The 25,468-nt window shown below is 63.3% G+C and carries 22 protein-coding genes; 17 read left to right on the top strand and 5 right to left on the bottom strand.

The window, feature by feature from the left end:
• Nucleotides 1–40 precede the first annotated feature (40 nt).
• From C2L64_RS26520 to cobM, 4 genes are read left to right on the top strand one after another with little or no spacing between them, the layout of a single operon-like run.
• Nucleotides 41–1,249, top strand: a complete 1,209-nt coding sequence (locus C2L64_RS26520; protein ID WP_009769745.1) for a bifunctional cobalt-precorrin-7 (C(5))-methyltransferase/cobalt-precorrin-6B (C(15))-methyltransferase — start codon at nt 41–43, stop codon at nt 1,247–1,249.
• The gene (locus C2L64_RS26515) at nt 1,249–2,349 is read left to right on the top strand and encodes a cobalt-precorrin-5B (C(1))-methyltransferase (RefSeq protein WP_009769744.1); all 1,101 of its coding nucleotides are present in this window, start codon (nt 1,249–1,251) and stop codon (nt 2,347–2,349) included. The genes C2L64_RS26520 and C2L64_RS26515 overlap by 1 nt, the downstream gene beginning before the upstream one ends.
• Nucleotides 2,346–3,083: a cobalt-precorrin-6A reductase gene (locus C2L64_RS26510; protein WP_009769743.1), complete on the top strand. Its 738-nt coding sequence runs from the start codon at nt 2,346–2,348 to the stop codon at nt 3,081–3,083. The genes C2L64_RS26515 and C2L64_RS26510 overlap by 4 nt, the downstream gene beginning before the upstream one ends.
• The gene (gene cobM, locus C2L64_RS26505; RefSeq protein WP_009769742.1) at nt 3,080–3,802 is read left to right on the top strand and encodes a precorrin-4 C(11)-methyltransferase; all 723 of its coding nucleotides are present in this window, start codon (nt 3,080–3,082) and stop codon (nt 3,800–3,802) included. Before C2L64_RS26510 ends, cobM begins: the two co-directional genes overlap by 4 nt.
• Nucleotides 3,803–4,673: 871 nt before the next feature.
• Here the strand turns inward: cobM and C2L64_RS26500 are convergent.
• Both C2L64_RS26500 and C2L64_RS26495 read right to left on the bottom strand, forming a co-directional pair.
• A complete protein-coding gene (locus C2L64_RS26500) occupies nt 4,674–6,152 on the bottom strand; it encodes a sodium:solute symporter family protein (RefSeq protein WP_007589732.1) in 1,479 nt (492 codons plus the stop codon).
• Nucleotides 6,149–6,361: a DUF3311 domain-containing protein gene (locus C2L64_RS26495; RefSeq protein WP_007589733.1), complete on the bottom strand. Its 213-nt coding sequence runs from the start codon at nt 6,359–6,361 to the stop codon at nt 6,149–6,151. The genes C2L64_RS26500 and C2L64_RS26495 overlap by 4 nt, the downstream gene beginning before the upstream one ends.
• Before the next feature lie 313 nt (nt 6,362–6,674).
• Between C2L64_RS26495 and C2L64_RS26490 the strand changes: the two genes are divergently transcribed.
• The 4 genes from C2L64_RS26490 (at nt 6,675) to C2L64_RS26475 (ending at nt 11,757) form a co-directional block, all read left to right on the top strand.
• Complete coding sequence (locus C2L64_RS26490; protein ID WP_007589734.1) at nt 6,675–7,346, top strand: MarC family protein; 672 nt, start codon at nt 6,675–6,677, stop codon at nt 7,344–7,346.
• A gap of 94 nt (nt 7,347–7,440) precedes the next feature.
• Nucleotides 7,441–8,274 (top strand): class II glutamine amidotransferase, encoded by an 834-nt coding sequence (locus tag C2L64_RS26485; RefSeq protein ID WP_007589735.1) that lies wholly within the window; start codon nt 7,441–7,443, stop codon nt 8,272–8,274.
• A gap of 91 nt (nt 8,275–8,365) precedes the next feature.
• Nucleotides 8,366–10,684, top strand: a complete 2,319-nt coding sequence (locus tag C2L64_RS26480) for a putative bifunctional diguanylate cyclase/phosphodiesterase (protein WP_086910509.1) — start codon at nt 8,366–8,368, stop codon at nt 10,682–10,684.
• Nucleotides 10,685–10,767: 83 nt separating this feature from the next.
• Nucleotides 10,768–11,757 (top strand): endo alpha-1,4 polygalactosaminidase, encoded by a 990-nt coding sequence (locus tag C2L64_RS26475; protein ID WP_007589737.1) that lies wholly within the window; start codon nt 10,768–10,770, stop codon nt 11,755–11,757.
• A 24-nt stretch (nt 11,758–11,781) separates the two neighbouring features.
• On the opposite strand, the gene C2L64_RS26470 is transcribed toward C2L64_RS26475, so the two are convergent.
• Together C2L64_RS26470 and C2L64_RS26465 are read right to left on the bottom strand one after the other, a co-directional pair.
• Complete coding sequence (locus C2L64_RS26470; protein ID WP_007589738.1) at nt 11,782–12,420, bottom strand: LysE family translocator; 639 nt, start codon at nt 12,418–12,420, stop codon at nt 11,782–11,784.
• 128 nt (nt 12,421–12,548) lie between these two features.
• Nucleotides 12,549–13,307, bottom strand: coding sequence for a glutathione S-transferase family protein (locus tag C2L64_RS26465; protein ID WP_007589739.1), 759 nt, complete (start codon nt 13,305–13,307; stop codon nt 12,549–12,551).
• A gap of 275 nt (nt 13,308–13,582) precedes the next feature.
• Here C2L64_RS26465 and C2L64_RS54205 point away from each other — a divergent pair, with 275 nt between their 5' ends.
• From C2L64_RS54205 to dinB, 7 genes are all read left to right on the top strand, one after another.
• A complete protein-coding gene (locus C2L64_RS54205) occupies nt 13,583–13,753 on the top strand; it encodes a hypothetical protein (protein WP_007589740.1) in 171 nt (56 codons plus the stop codon).
• Nucleotides 13,754–14,457: 704 nt separating this feature from the next.
• On the top strand, nt 14,458–15,753 hold the full coding sequence (locus C2L64_RS26460) for an MFS transporter (protein ID WP_039901724.1): 1,296 nt from the start codon (nt 14,458–14,460) through the stop codon (nt 15,751–15,753).
• A 23-nt stretch (nt 15,754–15,776) separates the two neighbouring features.
• Nucleotides 15,777–18,218 carry a glycoside hydrolase family 31 protein gene (locus C2L64_RS26455; RefSeq protein ID WP_007589742.1) on the top strand — a complete coding sequence of 814 codons (2,442 nt, stop codon included), beginning with the start codon at nt 15,777–15,779 and terminating at the stop codon, nt 18,216–18,218.
• A gap of 110 nt (nt 18,219–18,328) precedes the next feature.
• Nucleotides 18,329–19,513: a porin gene (locus tag C2L64_RS26450; protein WP_007589747.1), complete on the top strand. Its 1,185-nt coding sequence runs from the start codon at nt 18,329–18,331 to the stop codon at nt 19,511–19,513.
• A gap of 467 nt (nt 19,514–19,980) precedes the next feature.
• Nucleotides 19,981–20,250, top strand: coding sequence for a hypothetical protein (locus tag C2L64_RS26445; protein ID WP_007589748.1), 270 nt, complete (start codon nt 19,981–19,983; stop codon nt 20,248–20,250).
• Complete coding sequence (locus C2L64_RS26440) at nt 20,247–20,552, top strand: hypothetical protein (RefSeq protein ID WP_007589749.1); 306 nt, start codon at nt 20,247–20,249, stop codon at nt 20,550–20,552. The genes C2L64_RS26445 and C2L64_RS26440 overlap by 4 nt, the downstream gene beginning before the upstream one ends.
• A gap of 165 nt (nt 20,553–20,717) precedes the next feature.
• Nucleotides 20,718–21,872: a DNA polymerase IV gene (dinB, locus tag C2L64_RS26435; RefSeq protein WP_007589750.1), complete on the top strand. Its 1,155-nt coding sequence runs from the start codon at nt 20,718–20,720 to the stop codon at nt 21,870–21,872.
• 38 nt (nt 21,873–21,910) lie between these two features.
• Here dinB and C2L64_RS26430 read toward each other — a convergent pair whose 3' ends face one another.
• Entirely contained in the window at nt 21,911–22,252 is a 342-nt protein-coding gene (locus C2L64_RS26430; RefSeq protein WP_007589751.1) for a hypothetical protein, read from the bottom strand.
• Nucleotides 22,253–22,468: 216 nt separating this feature from the next.
• On the opposite strand from C2L64_RS26430, the gene C2L64_RS26425 reads away from it, so the two are divergent.
• Nucleotides 22,469–23,944 (top strand): aminotransferase-like domain-containing protein, encoded by a 1,476-nt coding sequence (locus C2L64_RS26425; protein ID WP_007589752.1) that lies wholly within the window; start codon nt 22,469–22,471, stop codon nt 23,942–23,944.
• A gap of 409 nt (nt 23,945–24,353) precedes the next feature.
• Entirely contained in the window at nt 24,354–25,385 is a 1,032-nt protein-coding gene (pstS, locus tag C2L64_RS26420; protein WP_007589753.1) for a phosphate ABC transporter substrate-binding protein PstS, read from the top strand.
• The last annotated feature ends 83 nt before the right edge of the window (nt 25,386–25,468 follow it).

Below are 25,468 nucleotides of genomic sequence, written 5' to 3'. Positions count from 1 at the left end.
AGCAGCGTTTTCAGTACAGCAAGCAGATGAGGATCGACGCATGTCGGCGTGGCTGACCGTGGTGGGAATGGGCGATGACGGTTTTGCCGGCCTGGGGAAAACGGCGCGGCGCGCGCTGATCGACGCGTCCGTGATCTATGGCGGCGAACGGCATCTGGCGATGCTGCCCGTGTGCCTGTCCGCCGCGCGCGAGCCTTGGCCGCATCCGTTCGACATCGCACCCGTGCTCGCGCGGCGCGACACGCCCGTGTGCGTGCTGGCGAGCGGCGATCCGATGTTCTACGGCGTCGGCGCGACGCTCGCGCGCTACGTTGCCGCCGATCAATTACGCGTGCTGCCCGCGCCGTCGTCGGTGTCGCTTGCGGCGGCGCGTCTTGGCTGGGCGTTGCAGGATGTGGCGACCGTGTCGCTGGTCGGGCGGCCGCTTGCCGCGTTGCAGATGCATCTGCATGATGGTGCGCGCGTATTCGTGCTGAGCGCGGACGGCGCGACGCCTGCCGCCGTCGCCGCATGGCTCGTCGAACGCGGCTTCGGCGCGACGCGCATGATCGTGATGGAGCATCTGGGCAGCGCATCCGAACGCCTGATCGACGCTCGCGCGCACGACTGGTCGATCGCCGAGACGGCGTCGTTGAACGTGATCGCGCTCGATTGCCGGCGCGATGCGTCGTCCGATGCGCCACGGCTCGCGTTGACACCGGGACTGCCCGACGACGCCTATCGTCACGACGGCCAGTTGACGAAGCGCGACGTGCGCGCGCTGACGCTCGGACGCCTTGCGCCCGCGCCCGGCGAACTGCTGTGGGACGTCGGCGCAGGCTGCGGGTCGATCGGTATCGAATGGATGCGCGCGCACGCCAGTTGCCGCGCGATAGCGATCGAAGCGAACGGCGAACGTCAGCGCTTCATCGAGCACAATCGCGACGCGCTCGGCGTGCCCGGACTGCAACTGATCGCAGGCAAGGCGCCTGACGCATTGCAAGGCCTGCCCGCGCCCGACGCGATTTTCATCGGCGGCGGCGTGACCGCGCATGGTGTGCTCGACGCCTGCTGGCGCGCGTTGAAACAAGGCGGGCGGCTGATTGCGAACGCCGTCACGCTCGAAGGCGAGGCGGCGCTCGTCGCGTGGCGCGCGCAGCACGGCGGCACGCTGACACGTATCGCGCTTGCCGAGGCGCAGGCGCTCGGCGGCTTCGAAACGTGGCGCTCCGCGCTGCCGATCACGCTACTCGACACCCGCAAACCGTGATGCGCGACGAAACGCCCGAACAACCCGCGCCGCTGCGCAGCGGCTACACGACGGGAAGCTGCGCGACGGCGACGTCGCTGGCGGCGGCGCGTCTGCTGCTGTCGGGTATCGCGAGCGATGTCGCGGAAATCGTGCTGCCGAAAGGCCAGCATGTGCCGATGCAACTCGTGTTCTGCCGCCTGATCGACGGCGGTAAGGACGGCGCCGAAGCGGGCACCGTCAAGGACGCGGGCGACGATCCCGACGTCACGCACGGCGCCGTGGTGTTCGCGCGCGTGCGTCTCGCCGATGAACCCGGCGTGCGTTTTCATGCGGGGCCGGGCGTCGGCACGGTGACGCGCGCGGGCCTCACGCTGCCCGTCGGCGAGCCGGCCATCAACCCGGTGCCGCGTCAGATGATGACCGCGCATCTCGCCGAACTGGCCGCCGAGCATGGCTACGCGGGCGGCTTCGAAGTGACGATTGGTGTCGAGAACGGCGAAGCGCTGGCGCAGAAGACGATGAATCCGCGCCTGGGCATTGTCGGCGGGCTGTCGATACTCGGCACGACGGGTATCGTGCGGCCGTTTTCGTGCTCGGCGTATATCGCGTCGATCCATCAGGGCATCGACGTCGCGCGCGCGAACGGCTATCGGCATATCGCCGCGTGTACGGGCAATGCGAGCGAAGACGCGATGCGCGCTTACTACCGGTTGCCCGATATCGCGCTGATCGAGATGGGCGACTTCGCGGGCGCGGTGCTCAAGCATCTGAAGCGCGCGCCCGTCGACAAGCTCAGCATGTGCGGCGGCTTCGGCAAGCTGAGCAAACTCGCGGCGGGGCATCTCGATCTGCATAGCCGCAATTCGAGCATCGACTTGCCGCAACTCGCCGCGTGGTCGGCCGGACATGCCGCGAGCGACGCCGCGTTGCAAGCCGCTATCGTCGGCGCGAACACGAGCCAGGAAGCGCTCGCGATGGCACGGGAAAAAGGCGTGCCGCTCGGCGATATCGTCTGCGCACTTGCGCGCGATGTGGCGCGCGACATCGTGCCCGCGTCGGTCGAAGTCGAGATGTTCGCGATCGACCGGCAGGGCAACATCATCGGAGTGGCGCGATGAAGCGCGTGTTATTGCTCGGCGGCACGGGCGACGCATTGCAGATCGCGCGGCAAGTCGGGCCGCGGCATATCTATAGCCTGGCGGGACTTGGACGTGTGCCGGAAGGGCTGGCGTGCGAAGTGCGCGTCGGTGGGTTTGGCGGCAGCGACGGGCTTGCGCGTTTTATCGAAAGCGAAGGCATTGCGCTCGTGATCGACGCGACGCATCCGTATGCCGCGCAAATGAGCGCGAATGCGGCCGCGGCGTGCCGCGAGGCCAAGGTGCCGTGCTGGGCGCTGCGCCGCGCGGGCTGGACCCCGCAAGCGGGCGACGACTGGCGCATGGTCGACGGCTGGGATCAGTTGGTCGATGCGATCCGTCCGTTTCGTCGAGTGCTGTTCACGTCGGGCCGCGAACCGCTTGCGCATCTGGACGAAATACCTGTGCATCAATACTGGATCGTGCGCTGTCTCGACGCGCATCCGGGCAACGGGCGTGCACACATCATCGACGCGCGCGGCCCGTTCGATATCGACGGCGAGCGGGCGCTGTTCGCGCTGAATCACATCGATGTGCTGGTGACGAAGAACAGTGGCGGAGCGGCGACGCAGCCGAAGCTCGAGGTCGCGCGCGAACTGAAGGTGCCCGTGGTGATGATGCGGCGTCCTTCGCTGCCTGAGGTCGATCGCGAGTTCGACAGTCCGGCGCAACTGCTGCGCGCATTGAACGAAGAAGATTGGAGTGCTGTGAAATGACGGTGTTTTTTATCGGCGCGGGACCGGGTGATCCTGAACTGATCACGGTGAAGGGGCAGCGCCTGGTGCGCACGTGTCCGGTGATTCTGTATGCCGGTTCGCTTGTGCCTGAAGCCGTGTTGAGCGGTAATGTCGCCGAAAAGGTGGTGAATACGGCCGAGCTCGATCTGGATGGGATCGTTGGTCTGCTTGCCGACGCGCATGCGAAGGGGCAGGACGTCGCGCGTGTGCATTCGGGCGACCCGTCGTTGTATGGCGCGATTGGGGAGCAGATTCGCCGCTTGCGGGCGCTTGGGATTCCGTATGAGATCGTGCCGGGTGTGACAGCTACGGCGGCCTGCGCGGCCGCGCTTGGGGTTGAGTTGACGTTGCCGGATGTGTCGCAGACGTTGATTCTCACGAGATATGCGCGGAAGACTTCGATGCCTGAAGGGGAGCAGCTTGCGGATCTTGCGCGGCATCGCGCGTCGATGGCGATTCATCTTGGGGTGCGGCATATTGCTAGTATTGTCGATGAGCTGACGCCTCACTACGGTGGCGACTGTCCCGTCGCGGTGGTTTATCGGGCTAGCTGGCCGGATGAGGAGAAGGTTGTTGGTACGCTTGCTGATATTGTTGAGAGGTTGCAGGGGATGGATATTCAGCGTACCGCGTTGATACTGGTTGGGCGGGTGCTCGATGCGGAGCATTTTGCGGATTCGACTTTGTATTCGAAGTAGAAAGGTTTTTTTTCGCGGCGCGGGCTGGATGGTTTGTTTGTGGTTTGCGCTGGCATCCAGCGTTATGCCTTCGTGGCTCGGTCGGTTTGGTTTTTTTGGGGTTTTCGCGGGCATCCGCGTTATGCCTTCGTGCTTCAAGCGTCGCCCCTGTGCGGGGCGGCACCTACTTTTCTTTGCCGCCGCAAATAAAAGTAGGCAAAAGAAAGCGGCTAACACGGCTAGATCTTCTTCCTGCCTGAGGGCCCCCAAAGGGTCTTACGCTTCACACGGCAATCACGTGACCCATGTTCGTTGCCAACGCTCTTGGGGTGCGCCTCACCCACTTCACGCACCCGCGTCACGGCACACCGTGCCAGATATTCCGCTGCCGCCCAGGTGGCAAACTGTGTGTAGGCCGTAGCACCTCACACGCCTCACTTCGGACTGATAGCGCACGCGTTCCGCCCTGTAAGAGCGCCAAGCTATACGACCCGACAACCTACACACAGTTTGCCACCTGGGCGGCACATACCATTCGCTGCCGCTTGCCCGTGCAGGGGTATTTGAAGCGGGTGAGGCGCTCATACAAAGCGTTGGCAACGCAGGCGGACAGATACGTTGCCGTGTGAAGCATAGGACCCTTTGGGGGCCCTCAGGCAAGAACTAGAACTGGCGGTGTTAGCCGCTTTCTTTTGCCTACTTTTCTTTGCGGCGGCAAAGAAAAGTAGGTGCCGCCCCGCACAGGGGCGACGCTTGAAGCACGAAGGCAATACGCGGATGCCGGCGAAAACCCCAAAAAACCAAACCGGCCGAGCCACGAAGACAAAACCCGGATGCCAGCGCCGCACCAGGCAAACCACAACAAAATGCGCCGCCAGCAACACACAAAAACCTAACGCGTCTGCACGCGAGACTGATCTGTTTCAGCTTGCGGCTGCGTAACCGCACTAACAACAACAAACACGACAAGGTTCACCGCCAGCGCAACAAACCCAATATTGACGTCCTTCAAGGCATCTGGCAAAAACGGCATCAACTGCCCGACACTCAACTTGAAGATAGTCGTCACAGCAACGACAGCGACCCCGACCAGAATCCCACAAAACGCCCCTTGTTTCGTCGCCCGATTCCGCGGCGCGAGACTGCAAATAACGGCAGGAAACAGTTGCGTAACAAAGCTATACCCCATCAAAAGCAGCGCAACAATGGTCTCGCCGCCATGCAGCGTAAACAGAACAGCAACAACCGCGACCACCGGCACGCAAACCCGCGCAAGCTTCGCAACAGTCTCATCAGAAGCATTCCGCTGCACGAGCCCACGATAAATATCATTGGCGAGCAGCGTCGAAGCCGTAGTGAGGATCATCGAACCGGGCACGAGCGCCGTCAGCACGCCTGCTGCACCAATCACCCCAACGAACCACGGATCAAAAGTCTGCAACGACAGCTTGAACAGCGAAAGATCGATATCGCCGCCCTTAAGCCCTGGCACCTTCAACGCCGCAGCAAACCCGACAAAAAACACAAACAGCAAGATCAACTGATAAAGCGGCAGCACAATCGCATTACGCCGAAAGATGCGTTCATCCTTCGCGGTAAAAACAGACCCGAACGTATGCGGCCACATGAAAAACCCAAGCGCCGTGAGCAGCACAGTCGACTGAAACCACGTAACGCTCGAACCTTTCTCAGGGAACGTGAGAAAACCAGGCCGCGCCACATCGATCGCATGAAACATCTGCCCGAGGCCACCGTAGTAATGCATCGGCAGATAGATCCCGAGAAACAGCACGATGCCAAGTATCAGCATGTCCTTGACGACCGAGTTCCACGCCGAGCCGCGCACGCCCGACACAATGACATAGACCGTCACCACGCCCGCGCCGATCCAGATCGCCGCCGACGACGAAATCGCGCCATAGGAAGCCGTCGACACAATAATGCCCAGCCCCTTGAGTTGCAGCACGAGATACGGAATCAGCGCGGCAACGTCAACGACGGCAACCAGCACCCCAAGCGACGCGCTATCGTACTTGCGCGTAAAGAAATGCGGCTGCGACACGACGCGATGCGTCTTCGCAAATCGCCAGACAGGCGGCAGCATCCAGTACGACAGCACATACGCCAGCGTCCCATACGCGAGGATGTAATAGACGGGCGCCCCCTTGCCATATGCAAAACCGCTGCCGCCAAGGAAGGTGAACGTCGTGTAGATCTCACCCGCCATCAACAGGAACACGAACGCGGTGCCGAAGCTGCGGCCGCCCACCGTCCATTGCTCGAGGCTCATGTCATGCCCATGGCGGGCACGCACGCCGAGATAGAGCGCGAACAGCGTGACGGCGACGATGATTGCGAGGGCGCTGCTCATGAACGCACCTCCTCGCCGGACGAAGCCTGCCGGTTCACAGGATCGAGCCGGTAGATGATGGCCATAATGACCGAACTGAGCACCACCCACATGACGATCCACGCAAGCACGAACGGCATGCCGAGCACGAGCGGCTCGACGCGGTTGACGAACGGAACGCCGAGCAGAATGCCGATGAACGGCAGCACGGCGAGCAGACGAAATGACATGGGACAACTCCTCGAATGAGAATGAGCCGGTCTCGATGAACGTCAATTCCTGAAGTAACGACTGGGATACCGCGCACCGACTGTATGCCTCTTGCCACATTCCGGTAAAGGTCGCCAAAAATATGCAGGTATATTGAAAGGAACGTGCGCAAACGCAGTGCCTGTGGGCATCGGCATGCATCGCAGGCGTGCTGCATTGCATGAAGAAGGTGCCTCCCGCGTGGCGTGTGGAATTCGTTGCATATACACTGGTCGGCCCTCATGCTCCGTTGCGCGGCGCAAAAATCAAAACCATCAAAGAGCAAATTCATCGATGATTTCGAGCCTGATTTCGGAGATTCTGTTTGGCTTCACCGGGTTGATCAGCATCATCAATCCGATCGCGATCGCCTTCGTGTTTCTCGACCGAACGGATTCGCTGACGGACGCGGAACGCGCCGCGCTCGCCAAGCGGGTTTCCCTCAATGCGTTCTTCGTGCTGCTGGTCGTATTCTTTGTCGGCACGCCGATCCTGCATTTCTTCGGCATTTCAATGGAAGCGCTGCGCATCGGCGGCGGTCTTGCCGTGGCCGTCAGCGCGTGGAATATGCTCAATGCGCCGGAACGTCAGCCGAACGAGGCGGCCGTGAAGCCCGTCGATCCCGACAACGCGATGTCGAAGGCATTCTTTCCGCTGACGGTGCCGCTCACGACGGGCCCCGGCACGATGGCGACGGCCATCGCGCTGAACGCGAACCGCAGCCACAAGCTGTCGGAGTTCGTGATGTCGTCGATCGCGTCCGTGACGATTTCGATTCTTGTCATGCTCGCAGTCTGGTTCACGTACAACCACGCCGCGACCCTCGGCCGCTATCTGGGCAAGGAAGGCACCAAGGTGGCGCTGCGCGTGTCCGCATTTTTGCTGCTCTGCATTGGCGTGCAGATCATCTTGACGGGGCTGGCCGAGTTTCTTACGCCGATCGCCAGTGGCCGGGCGGGCGGCTGAACGAATGAGCACCGGATACGAAGCGGACGTGACCCGGATGTGAACCGTTTGAAACCGGCGCGGGCGTAGGCGTTTTTCATCGAGGAGAGCGATCATGTGCCGCTGGCTGGCTTACACAGGAAACCCGATTCAGCTCGAAGCCGTGCTGTTCCGGGCCAAGCATTCGCTGATCGACCAGAGCCTGCATTCGCGGCTCGGGCAGACCACCACCAACGGCGACGGCTTCGGCGTCGGCTGGTACGGCCATCCAACTGACATCCCGTTCCGCTACCGCTGCGCGCATCCCGCGTGGAGCGACCGCAATCTGCGCGACGCCGCGCGGGCCGTGCGCGCGTCGCTGTTCGTCGCGCATATCCGCGCGGCGACGGATACCCCTTCGCAGGAAACCAACTGCCATCCGTTTCGCCACGGCCGCTGGCTCTTCATGCACAACGGCCTCGTGCGGGACTATCCTAAAGTGCGGCGCGACCTGATGCTCGGGATCGACCCGGACCTGTTCGCATCGATCGAAGGCTCGACGGATTCCGAAGTCATGTTCTTTCTCGCGCTCACGTTCGGGCTCGAAATCGACCCCGTGCTCGCACTGGAGCGCATGGCGGGTTTCGTCGAGGAGACGGGGCGGCGGCACGGCATCGAGGCGCCGCTGAACATGACCGTCTGCGCGACGGACGGCGAGCAGATCGTGTCGGCGCGCTATTCGAGCGAGCGGCAGTCGCGCTCGCTCTACCACAGCACGTCGATCCGACATCTGATGGAGTTGTATCCTGATGATCCACGTCTGGCCGCCGTCGGCGCAGACGCGTTCCTCGTGCTGTCGGAGCCGCTCGTCGACCTGGAAGGCTGGTGGCAGGAAATACCGGAATCGACGGCGATCGTCGCGAAGCGCGGCGGGATCGAGGCGAGGCCATTCGATCCGCATGTAAAGTAGCAGCGTTGCACGTCCACGGCCACGCGCTCCGTATAAACCCTGATACGCGGCGCACGTCCGTCTGCCGTTGTTGCATGAAGGGAGTGCAACCATGAGTCGTCCAGTGACTGCAGACATCGCGACTGATAAGCCATCCGAAAGCACTCGCCACCGGTCCGATCTGGCCGCCGAGGTGCTGGCATCGGAGCAGAGCGTATTGCGCCTGCTCACGCGCAGCACGCCGTTGCCCGAGCTGCTGGCGGAAGTGTGCCGCCGCGCCGAAACGCTGCTAGGCGAGGGCTCGCGGTGCTCGATCCTTGTGCTCGATACCGATGGCGTCACCGTGCGCGTCGGCGCGTCGCCGTCGCTGCCGGCGCATTACAGCGCGGCCATCGACGGCATGTCGATCGGCCCGTGCGCCGGTTCCTGCGGCACGGCAATGCACGACCGGCGGCTGGTGATCGTCGAGGACATCGAAAGCGATCCGCTATGGGCCGACTACCGGCATCTCGCGCTGCCGCTCGGGCTGCGCGCCTGCTGGTCGGTGCCGTTCGAGGACGACGCGGGTCAGGTGCTGGGCGCGTTCGGCGTCTACTACGACAGGCGCCGGCGTCCGGACGAAGATGAACACGCCTTGCTGCACGAGATCGGCCACAGCGTAGGCCTTGCCGTCCATCAGGAGCTGATGCGCAAGCGCCTCGCGGAAAGCGAGGAGCATCACCGGCTCGTCGTCGATCATCTGAACGAAGGCATCGTCGTGCAGACGCGCGAAGGCATCGTGCTCGCCTGCAATCCGAGCGCGCGGCGCATGCTGCGCGCGACGGGCGAAGTGATCGGCCAGGATATCTACAAGGTGATTCGCGCCGCGTACTGGGAAGACGGCTCGCCCGTCGAGTCAGGCGAGCAGCCGACGCAGCGCGTGCTGCGCACGGGCAAACCCGTGGTCGGCATGACGCTGCGGCTCGAGCTGACGTGTGGCGAATCGATCTGGATCACCGAGAACGTCGTACCCATCGTCAGGCCGGGCGAGACCGAACCGAACGCCGTGCTCGTATCGTTCAACGACATCAGCGCGGTGCGCTCGGCGCGTGCGCAACTGCAGCACCTCGCGACGCGCGATTCGCTGACAGGGCTCTACAACCGCGCGTTTCTCGCCGACCGGATGAGCGCGCTGCTCGCGCCGCATGCGGGCGTCGAAGGGCATGAAGCCGATGCGTCTCAACCCGCCGTGACGAGACTGGCCGTGCTGTTCGTCGATCTCGACGGCTTCAAGAAAGTCAACGACATCGCCGGCCACGAAGCGGGCGATGCGCTGTTATGCAGCGTCGCCGCGCGGCTCGCGACCTGCGTGCGCAGCGAGGACACGCTCGCGCGCGTCGGCGGCGACGAGTTCGTGATCGCGACGGGCGACTACGGCGACGAATCGTTCCTGACTTCGCTCGCGCAGCGCGTGCTCGATACGATCGCGATGCCGTTCGCGGTCGGCGGCAACGAGTATTACCTTGGCGCGTCGATCGGCATCAGCCTGTTTCCCAACGACGGACGCGACGCGCAGACGCTGATGCGCAACGCCGACTCCGCGATGTACAACGCGAAGCAGCGCGGCCGCAACAACTTCCAGTTCTTCACAGCCGAGTTGAGCGAGCGTTTGCAACGGCGCTTCGCGATCGAACAGTCGCTGCGGCGCGCGCTCGTCGCCGACGAACTGAGCCTCGCGTATCAGCCGATCGTCGAGGGGGCGACGGGGCGCATCGTCGGCGCCGAGGCGCTGTTGCGCTGGCATAACGGCGAGCTGGGCCATGTGTCGCCCGCGGAATTCATTCCCGTCGCCGAAGACACCGGCCTCATCATCGACATCGGCCGCTGGGTGCTGGAGAACGCGTGCCTGCAGGCCGTCGAATGGCGCAGAACGATCACGCCGCATCTGATGATGGCCGTGAACCTGTCGCCGCGTCAGATCAACGGCGAGCTGATCGAGCATGTGGCGCTGAGTCTGGAGCGCGCGGGGCTGGCGGCGTCGGCGCTCGAACTGGAGATCACGGAAGGCGTGCTGATGAGCGACAGCGACACCGTCATGCCGCTCCTGACGACGCTCGCGCGCATGGGCGTGCGCATTTCCGTCGACGATTTCGGCACCGGCTATTCGTCGCTGTCGTATCTGAAGCGTTTTCCGTTGCATAGCCTGAAGGTCGACCGTTCGTTCGTCGCGGGCTTGCCCGAGCATCGCGATGCCGTGGCGATCACGCATGCCGTCGTTGCAATGGCGCATTCGCTCGGGATGAACGTGACGGCGGAGGGCGTCGAAACGAGCGAGCAGGCGGCGTTTCTGCGCTCGATCGGCTGTGAGCGGCAGCAGGGCTACCTGTTCGGCCGGCCCGTCGTGCCGGGCGAGTTCGCGCGCGAGGCGCAGCGGCTGCAGGCGGGCAACTGATCGATGCTGCTTGCAGTTCGTTCACGCGAGGCGGTTACACTGGCGCTCGTTTCTTCCCTTGCGAGCGATGCGTGGACGGAGAGTTGAAGTGCGCGTTTGATGGCGCACAGCGGTTTTGTGCCGGGCTGGTTGCGGCGTTGACGTTGGCGTTGTCGCTGGCTGGCGCAAGCGTCGCTGCGCCGCCATCGCAGTCTGCGGATCAACCCATTGACCTCGTGCAGACCCGCGCGTTCGACGCGTCGCCGTGGATGTCGTACTACGGCGATGCAGCGGCGCTAGGCAGCATGACACGCGCGGCGTCGACTTTTCGTGTCATCGACGTCGATCTCGATCCCGACGCGGACAACTTCACGCCCGCCGAAGTCGCTGCGCTCAAGAACGACGGCGGCAACATCGTGCTGAGCTACCTGAATCTCGGATCGTGCGAGACGTATCGCTCGTACTGGCGCGACGTGCCGGAAGGCTTCGTATCGTGCAAGGCGAACAAGGCGGCGCACGCGGGCACGTACCGCGGCTACCGGCAGGAGACGTGGATGAATCTGTCGAATGCCGATTACCAGCGGCTTATCGTCGATTACGTCGCGCCGCGTCTGGTCGCGCAGGGCGCGGACGGCTTCTACCTCGACAACCTCGAAATCGTCGAGCACGGTACGGCGACGCGCAACGGCCCTTGCGACGCCGCGTGTGCGCAGGGCGGCCTCGATCTCGTGCGCAAGCTGCGCGAGAAATACCCGGCACTCGTCTTCGTGATGCAGAACGCCACCGGCCGCACGACGCGCGAAGGCATGACGGGCGGCATCGCGTTCGCATCACTGCTCGATGGCGTCGCGCACGAAGAGGTGTATGCGCCGAAGTACGACGCTGCGGCGGAAGCGGAACTGGGCGCGTGGAAAGCGTTGGCGCTCAGGCCAAACGGACACGCGTTCTGGATCGCGACGCTCGACTATGTCGGCGGTTGCGATGCGGCCGCGAAAGCGCGCCGTGTGTTCGCGCGCAGCCGTGCCAAAGGTTTCGTGCCGTATGCGTCGGACAGCAGCGCGAAGCAGGGCGTCGTGTGTTACTGGGAAAAATAATGGGCGCGCACGCGGTCTGAACAATCACGCGCGCGACGTCAACAGCTTCAAACCCGCCAGGCCGAAGACGATCGCGAGGCCGCCGTCGAGCCAGCGGCGAATCGACAGGTACACGCGGCGCGCGAGCGGTGTCGAGAACAGCGCCGCATAGCTGCCGAACACCAGCATGCCGATCGCGAGGCATCCGGCGACGATGGTCAGCATGTGCGGCGCGCCGCCGTTTGCAGGCGACGCGAGCGCCACCACCGAAATCCACACGAGAATCGCCTTCGGGTTCGTCAGATGCAGCAGCAAGCCGCGCGCGTAGATGCGGCGCAACGGCAGATGCGTCCCCGCCGCTTGCGTGCGGGCAGCACGCGGCTGCAATGCCGCGCGGCCCGACTTGAACGCGAGCCACAGCAGATAGCAGCCGCCGAAAATCTTCAGCCCGACCATCGCTCCCGAGAACGCCAGCAGCGCCGCCGACAGCCCGAGCGCCGCCAGCATCGCCCAGAAGCACGAGCCGCACACGACGCCCGCGGCGAACGCGAACGCGGCCTTACGCCCGTCCGTGGACGCGATCGACATGATGGCCAGATTGCTCGGCCCGGGACTCGCCGTGCCGACGAAATACGCGGAGTAGGCGAACAGGACGTTCGCGGAAAGGATCGGAAGGCTTGTCATGGGATGGGCGCGGAAGAATGAGGCGAGTGGAGATTGTCACCGGCGCGCGCGTCGCGCGGAATAGACAATTCGCGGTTCGCGAGGCAGGCCAGCGGCACTGACGTTTCATGACAGTGCATGCGGGGGATTCAGCGTCGCGCCGCTCGCGTCAGGTCTGGCCAGCAGCGTTCGGCGATCCGCTCGTGATACGCCATCAAGGCAGGATGCCGCGAGACGAAATCGCGCACCGGACTTTCGAACGGATGCGCGACCGTCGTGTGGACCCACGCGAAGCCGGTTGCGTCGATCGTCGTCGGCTCGTCGCCGAGCAGGAAGCGCTGGTCGCCGAGCAGATCGGCGACGGCCTGCCAGCCTTCGATGCCCATCTGCGCGACTTCGTCGTAGCTGTGCCGTCCTGTGCCTTGCTCCCACGCCTGGCGCAGCACCTTGCGGCGAATTACGGGCATCAGCAGCGGCGCGAGCGCGCCCACCAGCGACCGGACGGACGGCGGCGCGGTGAGCCGCGCGTATTCGGTCAGAATCGGTTTATAGATTCCCATGTTGCGCTCGACGGCCCAACGGAAATACACGGTCACGAAATACAGATGCGTTTCGAAGAGCGCCTTGATCGCGGCCGATTGCGCGCGTTGCTGTGGATCGAGCCGCGCGTCGTTGAGCGCATTCGGATAACGGCGTTGCAGGTAGGCAATGATCGCGGACGAATCGCAGATCGTCACGCCGTCGATCTCCGCGACGGGCAGCTTCTTTTTCGGCATCGCGTTGAGATTGCCGATGCGTCCTTCGTACGGAATGCCCGAGAGTCTCAGCCACGTTTCGAGCTTGACGACGAATGGACTGAGATCGGGCGGCATCGCGCCGGAACCGTCGCCGAACTTGTACACGATCATGACGTCCTCTCATACGCCGTTGTCCTGCTGCGTGCGCCGCGCGTGGCTGGCACCCGGGATCCTACAGGCTCGCGGGCGCGCGGTGAATCCGGCCAGTTCAGCGTGCACTGATTTTCGTGCCAGCGCGATGCGTGGATTGTTGTCGCCACGCAAACATAGATTCCCCGCGCATGCGATTGATGCTTGACGATGGATTCATAGAATAGATATCAAGGCGCGCGGGTTTTTGAGGGCGCCAGGCGATTCAAGAGTTCGGACGAATAGCGGAGATTGAAATGGACATCCTGGACGTAGCGCGACAAGCAGGCATGACCGTCGTGCTTGAAGCACGGATCGGTCGACAGGAATATCACAGTGTGCATGGATCGCTGGCGGCGCTGCAAAGCTTCGCAGAGCGGGTGAGGGCGTCGACGATGGAAGAAACCCAAGCCGTCGAGCATGAGTGAAAAAAAGAGCCGTCGGTTTGCGACGGCTCTTTGGCGCTATGTGGTCTCCAGCGCTTGATCTGGCGATTAGCCGCTGAACAGTTCGACGAGACAGACGACCGTCGTGAACAGTCCGATGCAGCCGCCCAATGCGACCGCACCTTGCATGAAACCTCCTAAATTCCCCATATAGCGCTCCGTAGTGTTCTGGGTGGTGGCGCCAGTCTAAATCGAAAGAAACAAGAAAGGTAAAAGAAAGTATTGGCGAAATTTTTGCCGATATGTGCGCGTCTTAACTTGTACGACGACGTATCTCAAAGAATTTTCTCGCCACACAGCTATTTCTTCGACCTCTTTCCCATTTCACGAGACGCTACGGACGATTGGACTCCTTTCGGCCTGTCTGCGGGCAGCTTCCTCAGTATTCCAATCTTCCTTTTGGCGCGTAAGAGAACAATCCGATGTTCGAATGAACATCATGCGTGTTCCATCCACGTTTTTGTCCTTTCGCAACACAGCCGCCCGCAAATTGCGCAGAGCGGCCATCTGACAGGCCTTTCGCCCTGTCTGCCTCGCGTACTACGTGGTTTTCCCTGGTATCCTACAGACGTTTCAGTGATACGATGACCGACGATAAACGCTGGTGTATGTTCGAATTCGCGCATCCACCCGCGATACCGCCGGGCAACCTCGGGCCCGGTCTGCACAAGGAAATGGAGACAGACTTGAGAACAATCATTGGCCTGCGCTGGTGGATCATCGCGCTCGTGTGCCTCGGGACCATCGTCAACTATCTGTCGCGCAACGCGCTCGGCGTCATGGCGCCGGAGCTGAAGACGTTGCTGCACATGAACACGCAGCAGTACTCGTACGTCGTCGGCGCGTTCCAGATCGGCTACACGATCATGCAGCCGGTCTGCGGGCTGATCATCGATCTGATCGGGCTGCGTCTGGGCTTCGCGCTGTTCGCCTGCCTGTGGTCGGCAACGGGCATGCTGCACGGTCTCGCCAGCGGCTGGCTGTCGCTCGCTGCAATGCGCGGCCTGATGGGTTTGTCGGAAGCCGTCGCGATTCCTGCCGGCATGAAGGTGGTCGCCGAGTGGTTTCCGAATCGCGAGAAGTCGGTGGCTGTCGGCTATTTCAACGCGGGCACGTCGCTCGGCTCGCTGTTCGCGCCGCCGCTCGTCGTGTTTCTGTCATTGCGCTACGGCTGGCAGAGTGCGTTTGCCGTGACGGGCGCGCTGGGTTTCGTGTGGGCGGCGCTCTGGTACGTGTTCTATCGCGCGCCGGCCGACCACAGGCGGATCAGCGAGAAAGAACGCACGGCCATCGTCGAAGGGCAGACGCCGCCCGCCGCGCAGGGCCAAGACAAGCGCCGCATCCGCGAAGTGCTCGGCACGCGCCGTTTCTGGGCGATCGCGCAGGCGCGCTTTTTCGCCGAGCCGGCCTGGCAGACCTTCAGCTTCTGGATTCCGCTCTATCTCGCCACTGAGCGCCACATGGACCTGAAGCAGATCGCGATGTTCGCGTGGCTGCCGTTCCTCGCGGCGGATCTCGGCGGTCTGTTCGGCGGTTATCTGTCTCCGTTCCTGATGAAGCGGCTGCGCGTGCCGCTCATCTGGTCGCGCATCGCGGGCGTCGTGCTGGGCGCATTCATGATGATCGGTCCGGCGTGCATCGGGCTGGTTGCTTCGCCGTACGAAGCCATTGCGCTCTTCTGCGTCGGCGGCTTCGCGCACCAGATGATTTCCGCGCTCGTCAACACACTGGCCGCCGACGTGTTCGAGCCCGGCGAAGTCGGCACCGCGGCGGGCTTTGCGGGCATGGCGGCGTGGATCGGCGGGCTTGGATTTTCGCTGATGGTGGGCGCGCTGGCCGACAAGATCGGCTACACGCCGCTGTTTGGCGCGCTCGGCGCGTTCGACCTGATCGGCGCGACGCTGCTGGTGATCCTGATGCGCGGCGTGTCGCGCGACGCCCGTCTGCAACGCGTCGAAAACGGCGCGGGCAGCGCGGCCTGAACTGACTGACCTGGAAATACATCATGGCTACGTTGAAGAATCGACCGCGGTTTTCCGTCTCCGAACCGCTTTCCGAACCGACTGCCGGACAACCCGGCAATCCGATCGTGTTGTCCGACGCCAGTGGCGCGCGGATCGAACTGTTCGTTCTGTCGGACGACATCATCCGCGTGCTCGTGTTGCCGACGGGCGAGCTTCGCGGACCGCGCACCTGGTCGATTGCGCCGGGTCTGGAAGACGTACCGCTCGATGGCCGCGACCGGCGCGACACGAGCGGCTTCGGCGAAACGGTGTTCAGTGCGACGAGCGACGCAGGCCGGCTCGTCGTCGAAACCGCGCAGGTCCGTCTGACGGTCGCGCTGGACGGCGGCTTCTGTTCGTGGGCTATCGCACGCGACGGCGCGTGGCACGACGTGATGAACGACCGCAAGACACAGGCGTACAACTTCGGCTGGTGGGACGAGCGCGTCTATCACTACGTCGAGCGGCAGCGCGGCGAAATGTATGTGGGCCTCGGCGAGCGCGCCGGCACGCTGGATCGCGCGAACCAGAGCTACGAGATGCGCAACATCGACGCGATGGGCTATAGCGCGCGTAGCACGGACCCGCTCTACAAGCACATCCCGTTCTATGTGACGTGGCAGCCGCAAACCTCGATGGGCTTCGGCCTGTTCTACGACACGCTCGCCGACTGCCGCTTCGACATGGGCCGCGAGCTGGACAACTATCACGGCCACTACCGTCATTTCGTCGCCGAGCATGGCGATCTGGACTACTACTTCATCGCGTCGGCGGATACGCCGTTGCATGCGGTGCGTCGCTTCACCTGGCTCACGGGCCGGCCCGCGTTGATGCCCAAGTGGGGCCTCGGCTATTCCGGCTCGACGATGAGCTACACCGACGCGCCCGACGCCCAACACAGGATGGGCGAATTCATCGAGCGCTGCCGCGAGCATGACGTGCTGTGCGATTCGTTTCACCTGTCGTCGGGCTACACGTCGATTGGCGCGAAGCGTTACGTGTTCAACTGGAATCACGAGAAATTTCCGGACATCGAAGGTTTCGTGCACGGCTATCTGCGCGAGGGCGTGAAGCTGTGCGCGAACATCAAGCCGTGTCTGTTGCAGGATCACCCGGCATTCGACGAAGCCGCGAAGGCGGGTCTGCTCATCGAATCCCGCGACGGCGAGCCCGCATGGGTGCAGTTCTGGGACGAAGTGGGCGCGTATCTCGACTTCACCAATCCCGCCACCATCGACTGGTGGAAAGCGCGCGTGAAGGACAGTCTGCTGCGCTACGGCATTGCATCGACGTGGAACGACAACAACGAGTTCGAAATCTGGACGCCCGACGCCATCGCGCAAGGCTTCGGCGAGCCGTTCCCGGCACATCAGGCAAAGGTGCTGCAGACGCAGTTGATGATGCGCGCATCACGCGACGCGCAGCGCGAGCACGCGCCCCGCACGCGGCCATTTCTCGTGTCGCGCTCGGGCGGAGTCGGCATGCATCGCTATGTGCAAACGTGGTCCGGCGACAACTACACGTCGTGGGAAACGCTGCGCTACAACCTGAAAATGGGCCTCGGCCTGGCGATGTCGGGCGTGTCGAACAGTGGTCATGACATCGGCGGATTTTCCGGTCCGGCGCCCGAGCCGGAACTGCTGCTGCGCTGGGTCGCGTTCGGTATTTTCCTGCCGCGTTTCAGCATCCATTCGTGGAACGACGACGGCACCGTCAACGAACCCTGGATGTATCCCGAAGCGACTGCGCAGATCGCTGGCCTCATCAAGCTGCGGTATCGGCTGATTCCGTACCTGTACGAACTGCTGTGGCAATCGCATCGTTCGTACGAGCCTGTACTGCGGCCGCTGTTCGCGGAGTTTCCGAACGATCCGCGCTGCCTCGCAGATGGCGACAACATGATGCTCGGTTCGTCGCTGCTCGTTGCGCCTGTGGTGGAGCAAGGGCAGAGCGAGCGCGAAGTGTATCTGCCTGATGGCGCGCGCTGGGCGTCGTACTGGAGCGGCGAGGTGTTCGAGGGCGGGCAGAGCGTGACGCTGCCGGCGCCGTTCGAGCAACCCGTGATGCTGCTGCGCGAAGGCAGTGTCGTTCCGTTGAACGTCGCAGAGCAGCACTTCGCGCAACCCGCTGACGAGCGCGCGTTCATTGCGCTGCCATTCGAAGGAGCCGGCACGGCGCAAGGCGGTTGCGTCGAAGACGACGGTGAAACGGAAGCGTGGCGCGATGGCGTGCAAGGGCGCTGGAATGTCGCAATCGCAAGCGACGCAACCACGCTGCGTATCGCTATCGACCGTGAAGGGCAGATGCCGTTCGAGCAACACGATGTGCAACTCAGCGTGCCTTCATCCGAGACCCGCGCCGCCATCTGCACGAACGGCGAAGTGACCAGCGATGAAGTCGTGAACGGCTGGCGCCGTCTGACGCTGCGCCTCGCGCATCCATAAATTCAACACACGACACGAGCAACAGTTCGCGTTTCCAATCCACCACCATGTTGCATGGGACGAGAGCAGGGCGTTGAAGCGCCTGCTCCGTCGCAAGGAGACTACAAGCAATGAAGACTTTGAAATGCACGCGCAAGCGTGCAATGGCCCTCTCATGCCTGCCGCTCGCGGGTGCGGTACTGTCGACATGCGTTTTCGCGCAAAGCAGCGTCACGTTGTACGGCGTCGTCGATAACGCATTCAGCTACGTCAGCAATCAGCGCGGCCATTCGAACTTCTATATGAGCCAGGGCAACCTGCAGGCGAGCAAATTCGGCCTGCTAGGCGCAGAGGAACTGGGCGGCGGCACGAAGGCGATCTTTCGGCTGGAAAGCGGCTTCAATTCATTGACGGGCGCGCAAAGCAGCGCGGGCAACCTCTTCAACCGGCAGGCGTACGTCGGCCTGAGCAACGACAAGTACGGCACGGTGACGCTCGGCCGCCAGTACACGCCTTACTTCAACATGGTCGGCGCGCTCGGCCCGACGGGCGTGCTGACGGGCGCTACGGGCGCGCACCCGGGCGATCTCGACGCGCTCGACACGACGCTGCGTTTCAACAACTCGATTACTTATGCATCGCCGAATATCGCGGGTCTTACATTCGCCGCGCAGTACGGGCTTGGCGGCGTGCCGGGCAGCGTGACGAACGGCAGCAATCTGAGCGCGGCGCTGCGTTATGACTACCAGTCGTTCTCGGCCGCGGCAGGCTACGTGAAGCTGAAGGACATCACGACGAGCCAGTCGCTCGGCAGCTTCGCGATCAACTCACCCGTCAACAACGGCTACGCGAGCGCCAGTAGCACGCAGATGATCGCTGCGGCCGCCCGCTACAACATCAGCGACCTGATGGTCGGCGTAAATTACTCGAACGTGCAGTACGCGCCGGGTTCGCGCTCGCTGTTCGCGAGCGAGGCGGTGTTCAACACGTACGGCGCGATCGCGACTTACCGGTTCACGCCGTCGGTGATCGCGGGGATCGGCTATAGCTACACGCGCGCCAGCAAGGCGAACGGTATCGACGATCCGGCGCAGTATCACCAGATTTCGCTGGAGCAGACCTACAGCCTGTCGAAGCGCACCACGTTCTACGCGCTCGAGGCGTATCAACTGGCGCGCGGCAAGTCGCTGATCGCGTCGGGTTCGGGCGTGACGATCGCGGACGCAGTGGCTGTGGTTGGGGATTCGCAGAATACGACGCCGTCGTCGGGACCGTCGCAGTTCGTTGGCATGGTGGGCATTCGCCACTCGTTCTGACCACGTCGTCATTGAACGCGGCAAGCGATTTGCCGCGATTCATCACGACTTGACGCCGGGCCGTCGCGACATTGCGACGGCCCGGCGTTTCCTTGTCCCGCTGTTTGGACACGCGCGAAGGGATGCGTACGGTTCAATCCCACGTTCGACAGCGTCAAGGACGGTCACGTCTATCCGGGCGACGGGCTGCAGCATTTCATTTCGCCATCGGAGAAGGCGCACCTGACGCCTGGTATCATCAGACGCATTTGACGCGCATGCCGGCTCGCCCGGGCACATAGGATCGACAACGATGACGAAGAACAACCGGGCCGCATTGTGCCCGGAACTCGCGGCCATTCACTCGACCTGCCCAGTTCCCGGTAATTCCGTGTCTCAGCGATTCACGCAACACCCCTTCATACCAATTGCACAAAAACCTGTATGAATATACAGTATCGGCGTGCGATTCAAGAGGAGCGTGCGTCATGGAAATGCGTGTGCATCAACCCGCCGGTCATCCGATGCCGGAGATCGCGGCGTTTGTCGCGGACCTGAAGTCGGCGTTCGGCGAGTGGGAAATCGACGAGGCGATCCGGCGCGGCAAGGCGGGGGAGCCGACGTTCTATGCATGCGAGAATGGCCGGTCAGTCGGTACGGCGCGCCCGGCAGTGACAGACGCTTTCGCGCACGATCCTGCGCACGCCCCGGCAAGCGAAGCCCGTCAGGAAGTTCCAGCCAAGGAGAGTGAGCGATGAAGGCAGGTCGTCTGTGCGTCGGGCTGATTGCGCTGGCTTTGACTTCTGCGGCGCACGCGGAAAAGTACGTCGAATTCTGGAATCCGCCGGAAGCGCGTGGCCATTCTGCCGCCCCGGCCGTGCAAAAGCCGCTGCGTCCGCATGCGCAAAAGCCGGCGGCGCCACGGCTTGCGAGGAAGGTTACCGAACCGGGCAACGTACAGGCGGATCACGGCGCTTCGTCGGTGGTGGCGACAAAGCGGCCCGGCAACCGGAGCATTCCGCGCAAGATCGGTCCGGATGGCAACGTGTTTCGCGTTTGACCGATGCGGGAAGGTGGCGGGTGAGTCAATCCAAGCCGCGCCGCGCGGGCAACTTGCTAAACTGCGTGTCCTTACCCGCTGTGGCTTAAGCGGGCGGCACCGGCAGAATAATTTGGCGTCGCGTGCCCCAACCACAGTCCTCCCTCGCAAACCGCATCACGCAACATGAGTGTCATCGTCCGCCGTATCGCGCATCTCGACATGGACGCGTTCTACGCATCCGTCGAGTTGCTGCGCTATCCGGAGTTGCGTGGCAAGCCGGTCGTGATCGGCGGCGGTCGCAACGCGATACCGGAGACCTTGTCTGACGGCACGCGCCGTTTTGCGAAGCTGAAGGACTACGCGGGCCGCGGGGTCGTCACGACCTCGACCTACGAGGCACGCGCATTCGGCGTGTTCTCGGCAATGGGCATGATGAAGGCCGCGCAACTCGCGCCGGACGCGATCCTGCTGCCGACCGACTTCGATTCCTACCGTCATTACTCGCGTCTCTTCAAGGCGGAAGTGGCGAAGTTCACGACGCGTATCGAAGATCGCGGCATCGACGAAATCTATATCGACCTCACGGACGTGCCGGGTGATGCCGCCGACATCGGCTCGCGCATCAAGCGCGCCGTGCATAGCGCAACGGGCCTGACGTGTTCGATTTGCGTTGCACCGAACAAACTGCTCGCGAAGATCGGCTCCGAACTGGACAAGCCGGACGGCCTCACCATTCTGACGCCAGAAGATATTCCCACGCGCATCTGGCCGCTCGCTGCGCGAAAGATCAACGGCATCGGACCGAAGGCGAGCGATCGGCTGGCCGCGCTCGGTATCAATACGGTCGGCGATCTGGCGCATGCGGCGCCGGATCTGCTGCAGGCCAACTTCGGCCTCAAGTACGCAACGTGGCTCACGCACGTCGCGCAGGGCAGCGATGAGCGTCCTGTCGTCGTCGAATCCGAGCCGAAGTCGATGAGCCGCGAGACGACGTTCGAACGCGACCTGCATCCGCGCCATGACCGGCCCGCGCTGTCGGAGTCGTTCACGCGCCTGTGCGTGCGTGTCGCGGAAGACCTGCAGCGCAAGGGCTACGTCGGACACACGATCGGCATCAAGTTGCGCTTCGACGACTTTTCCACTGTCACGCGCGATCTGACCATTCCCGCCGCGACGTCGGACGCGGCGGCGATCCGGCGCGCCGCAACCGAGTGCCTGAAACGCGTCGCGCTGACACGCAAACTGCGACTGCTCGGCGTGCGCGTGAGCGGGCTCTCGCTGGCGAGCGAGCAGGCGCCGCCGCTGCCCATACAAGCGGAACTGCCATTCACGGCTTGAGCTACGACACCAGCGCGGGCATCCCCAACGCCACAGCTTCAGATTCGCCGAAACAGCGCACCGTTCAAGCGGCCAATCGAAACGAGCCATCGCCCGATCGTCGCGACCATCGACCGTCCGCGCGGACCAGCGTCGATCTGCGCGATCGCGTCACGCTGCCCGGTTGCGAGGACTTCGACGAACGCTTCATACGGCAGCACATGGCGCTCGCCTTCGCAAAGGACGACCGACACTTTGGGTGCGTCGCCAAGCAGCCAATCCAATGATGCATCGCGGTAGCTCACCTGCAGCGTGCCTTCCAGCGCGACGATCGCGCAGCCGCATTTGAACCAGGCGGCGTGAATCTGGCCGGGGGCGTATCGGTATTCGAAGGGTTTCATCGAGAACTCAGTCCGAAAGCAGTCAACAAATCGACCCGGCGATATCAGAATCGACGGACCACATGTCGAAAGCGTAAAGAGAGTCATCGGACCGCAACAGACTCACACGTTTAGAATCTGTACCGATACAGGGACCTCTTTTGTTACTCTGTTTCCGTCCGAATTGCCACGGTCTGTATCTGGCGATCTATCCAAGTAGCAGGCACGATCCGAAGGATGATCTTGCTGAACGACGAACCCCTTCTCGCGCCGCCCGATACGGGCGCGCCGCTCTACGAACGCCTCGCCGAGCACTATCGCCGGGTGATCGCGTCGGGCACGCTTTCGCCCGGCGACCGGATGCCGTCGGTGCGCGCGTTGATGAGCCAGCACCACGTGAGTCTGTCGACGGCGATTCAGGTGTTTCGTCGCCTCGAAGACGGCGGCTGGCTGCAGGCGCGGCCGCGAGCGGGTTACTTCGTGCGGCGTGCACCTGCCTCGAAACTGGCGACCGTCGCTGAGCCGGACATTCCAGCGCTTGCCGAGCCGGCGCGCTACGTCGGCTTGCACGAACGCATCTCGCGCGTGATCGAGCGGGCCCAGGCGTTTCCGGATGCGCTCAATCTCGGCGGCGCGACGGGCGATGCCGTGCTTTATCCGACTGAGCGGTTGCAGGCGCTCGCCTCGCGCATCCTGCGCCATCGGCCGACGCTGCTGACGGAAGTCGGCGAAGACGGCGGCGCGGCGGAGCTGAGACAGGCCGTCGCGAAGCGTGCGTTGTCGACGGGCGTCACGGCCTCGCCCGACGATGTGCTCGTGACCAGCGGCGGCGTCGAAGCCGTGAACCTGGCGTTGCGCGCGGTCGCGCAACCGGGCGATACGATTGCCGTCGAATCGCCGGCGTTTTTTGGGCTGTTGCAGATACTCGAAAGTCTCGGGCTGCGCGCGCTCGAAATACCGACCAGCCCGACAACGGGTCTGTCGCTCGAAGCGCTCGACATCGCGTTGACCGCGTGCCCGGACATCAAGGCGCTCGTCGTCGTGCCGAGCCTGCAGAATCCGCTCGGTTGCGTGATGCCGGACGCGCGCAAGGCCGAACTCGTGCAGTTGTGCGCGCGCCGTGGCATCGCGCTGATCGAGGACGAGCCTTATCGCGAGCTGATCGAATCGACGGAACCCGCGCGGCCGCTGAAGGCCTGGGACCGCGACGGCGGCGTGATCTACTGCGCGTCGTTGAACAAGGTGCTCGCGCCGGGCATGCGGCTCGGCTGGATGTCGTCGGGGCGCTGGCATGCGCGCGTGCGGCTGTTGAAATTCGCGCAAACGCGGAACAATGAGTCGCTGGCGCAGTTCGTCGCGGCGGAGTTCATCGGCTCGGGCGCGTATGACCGGCATCTGCGCCGGTTGCGCGAGAAGCTGCGCGTGCAGCGCGAGGCGAGCGCCGATGCGATTGGCCGATATTTTCCCGTTGGCACGCGGCTGAGCTTGCCGCCTGGTGGGCTGCTGCTGTGGGTCGAATTGCCGGACGGCAAGTCGTCGGATGCGCTTTTTGAAGCCGCGTTGCCGCACGGTATCCGGATCGCGCCCGGTTCGATCTTTTCGAACTCGGAGCGCTTCCGATCGTTCATCCGACTCAGTTGTCCAGGGCCGTTCGATGAACGGATGGACGCGGCGCTTCGTCAACTCGGACGTCTCGCGGGGGAAATCGGTTGACGGCCGGGAGGGGCGGCGAGCTCGGGCCTCGGGCGTGCGCGGATTTGTCTGGGCAATCTGCTTTCTGAAGACTGCTGCATCCGTCACCGCATTGTCATGAAGCGCGACTAATTTCGAAACGCACCCCATACAAAGCTTTCAGCAACTCACTTGCGTGGGTCCGAGTCAGGCGCCAAGGCGCGGACTCTGCTCGACTGCACTTTCGTGCATGAGACGGGCGTAAGCGCTAAAGCGCTAACGCCCGTCGACCGCACTGTCGTGCATGGGACATGCGTAAGCACTAAAGCGCTAACGCCTGTCGACTCGCCGTGGGGCCGGTGTAGGCGCTAAAGCGCCAACTCCGGCCGACACGGCATGGGACAGGAGTAAGGCGCTAAAGCGCCAACTCCTGTCGACACGGAGGCAAACCATGAAAATCGCTCTGTTTGCAGCCGCCAGCCTGATCGGCGCGCTGTCCTGTTCCTTCGCGCACGCAACCGACGTCACGGGCGCAGGCAGCACCTTCGCGGCCCCGATCTACACCAAATGGGCCGACGCGTACCAGAAGACGGGCGGCGGCCGTATCAACTACCAGGGCATCGGCTCGTCGGGCGGCATCAAACAGGTGCTCGCCAAGACAGTCGACTTCGCCGGCTCGGACGCGCCGCTCAAGGACGACGAGCTCGCGAAAGACGGCCTGTTCCAGTTTCCGACCGTGGTCGGCGGCGTGGTGCCCGTCGTCAATCTGCCGGGCCTCAAGCCGGGCGCGCTGGTGCTCTCCGGCCCGGTGCTCGGCGACATCTTTCTCGGCAAGATCAAGAAGTGGAACGACCCGGCCATCGCCGCGCTCAATCCCGGCGTGAAGCTGCCCGATACCGACATCGCCGTCGTGCGCCGCGCGGACGGCTCGGGCACGAGCTTCATCTGGACGCACTATCTGGCGCAGGTGAACCCGGAGTGGAAGAGCAAGGTCGGCGAAGGCACGACCGTCAACTGGCCGACAGGCACGGGCGGCAAGGGCAACGACGGCGTCGCGGCGTTCGTGCAGCGGCTGCCGGGCGCGATCGGCTACGTCGAATGGGCGTACGCGAAGCAGAACAAGATGACATACACGTCGCTGAAGAACGCGGCGGGCACCGTCGTCGAGCCGAAGACGGACAGCTTCAAGGCGGCGGCAGCGGGTGCGGACTGGTCGAAGTCGTTCTATCAGATCCTCACCAACGAGCCGGGCAAGGATGCATGGCCTGTGGTCGGCGCGACGTTCGTGCTCGTGCATGTGTCGCAGGACAAGCCGGATCGCGGTAAGGAAACGCTCAAGTTCTTCGACTGGGCGTTCAAGAACGGCACCCAGACCGCGCAGGAACTCGACTACATTCCGCTGCCGGATGGCGTCGTGTCGCAAATCCGCACGCAATGGAAGGCGAAGGTCAAGGATGCTTCGGGCAAGCCGATCGCCGATTGATCAGATTAAACGCATAAAAACGGGCCAGTGCGCGAGAACGCCGGCCGTCATTGAACAGTAACGGGGCATCGCGATAATGCGAA

It is taken from the genome of Paraburkholderia hospita (assembly GCF_002902965.1).
GTDB lineage: Bacteria > Pseudomonadota > Gammaproteobacteria > Burkholderiales > Burkholderiaceae > Paraburkholderia > Paraburkholderia hospita.
Note: the sequence above shows the minus strand (reverse complement) of the source record. Positions and strands in the feature narration are given on the sequence as shown.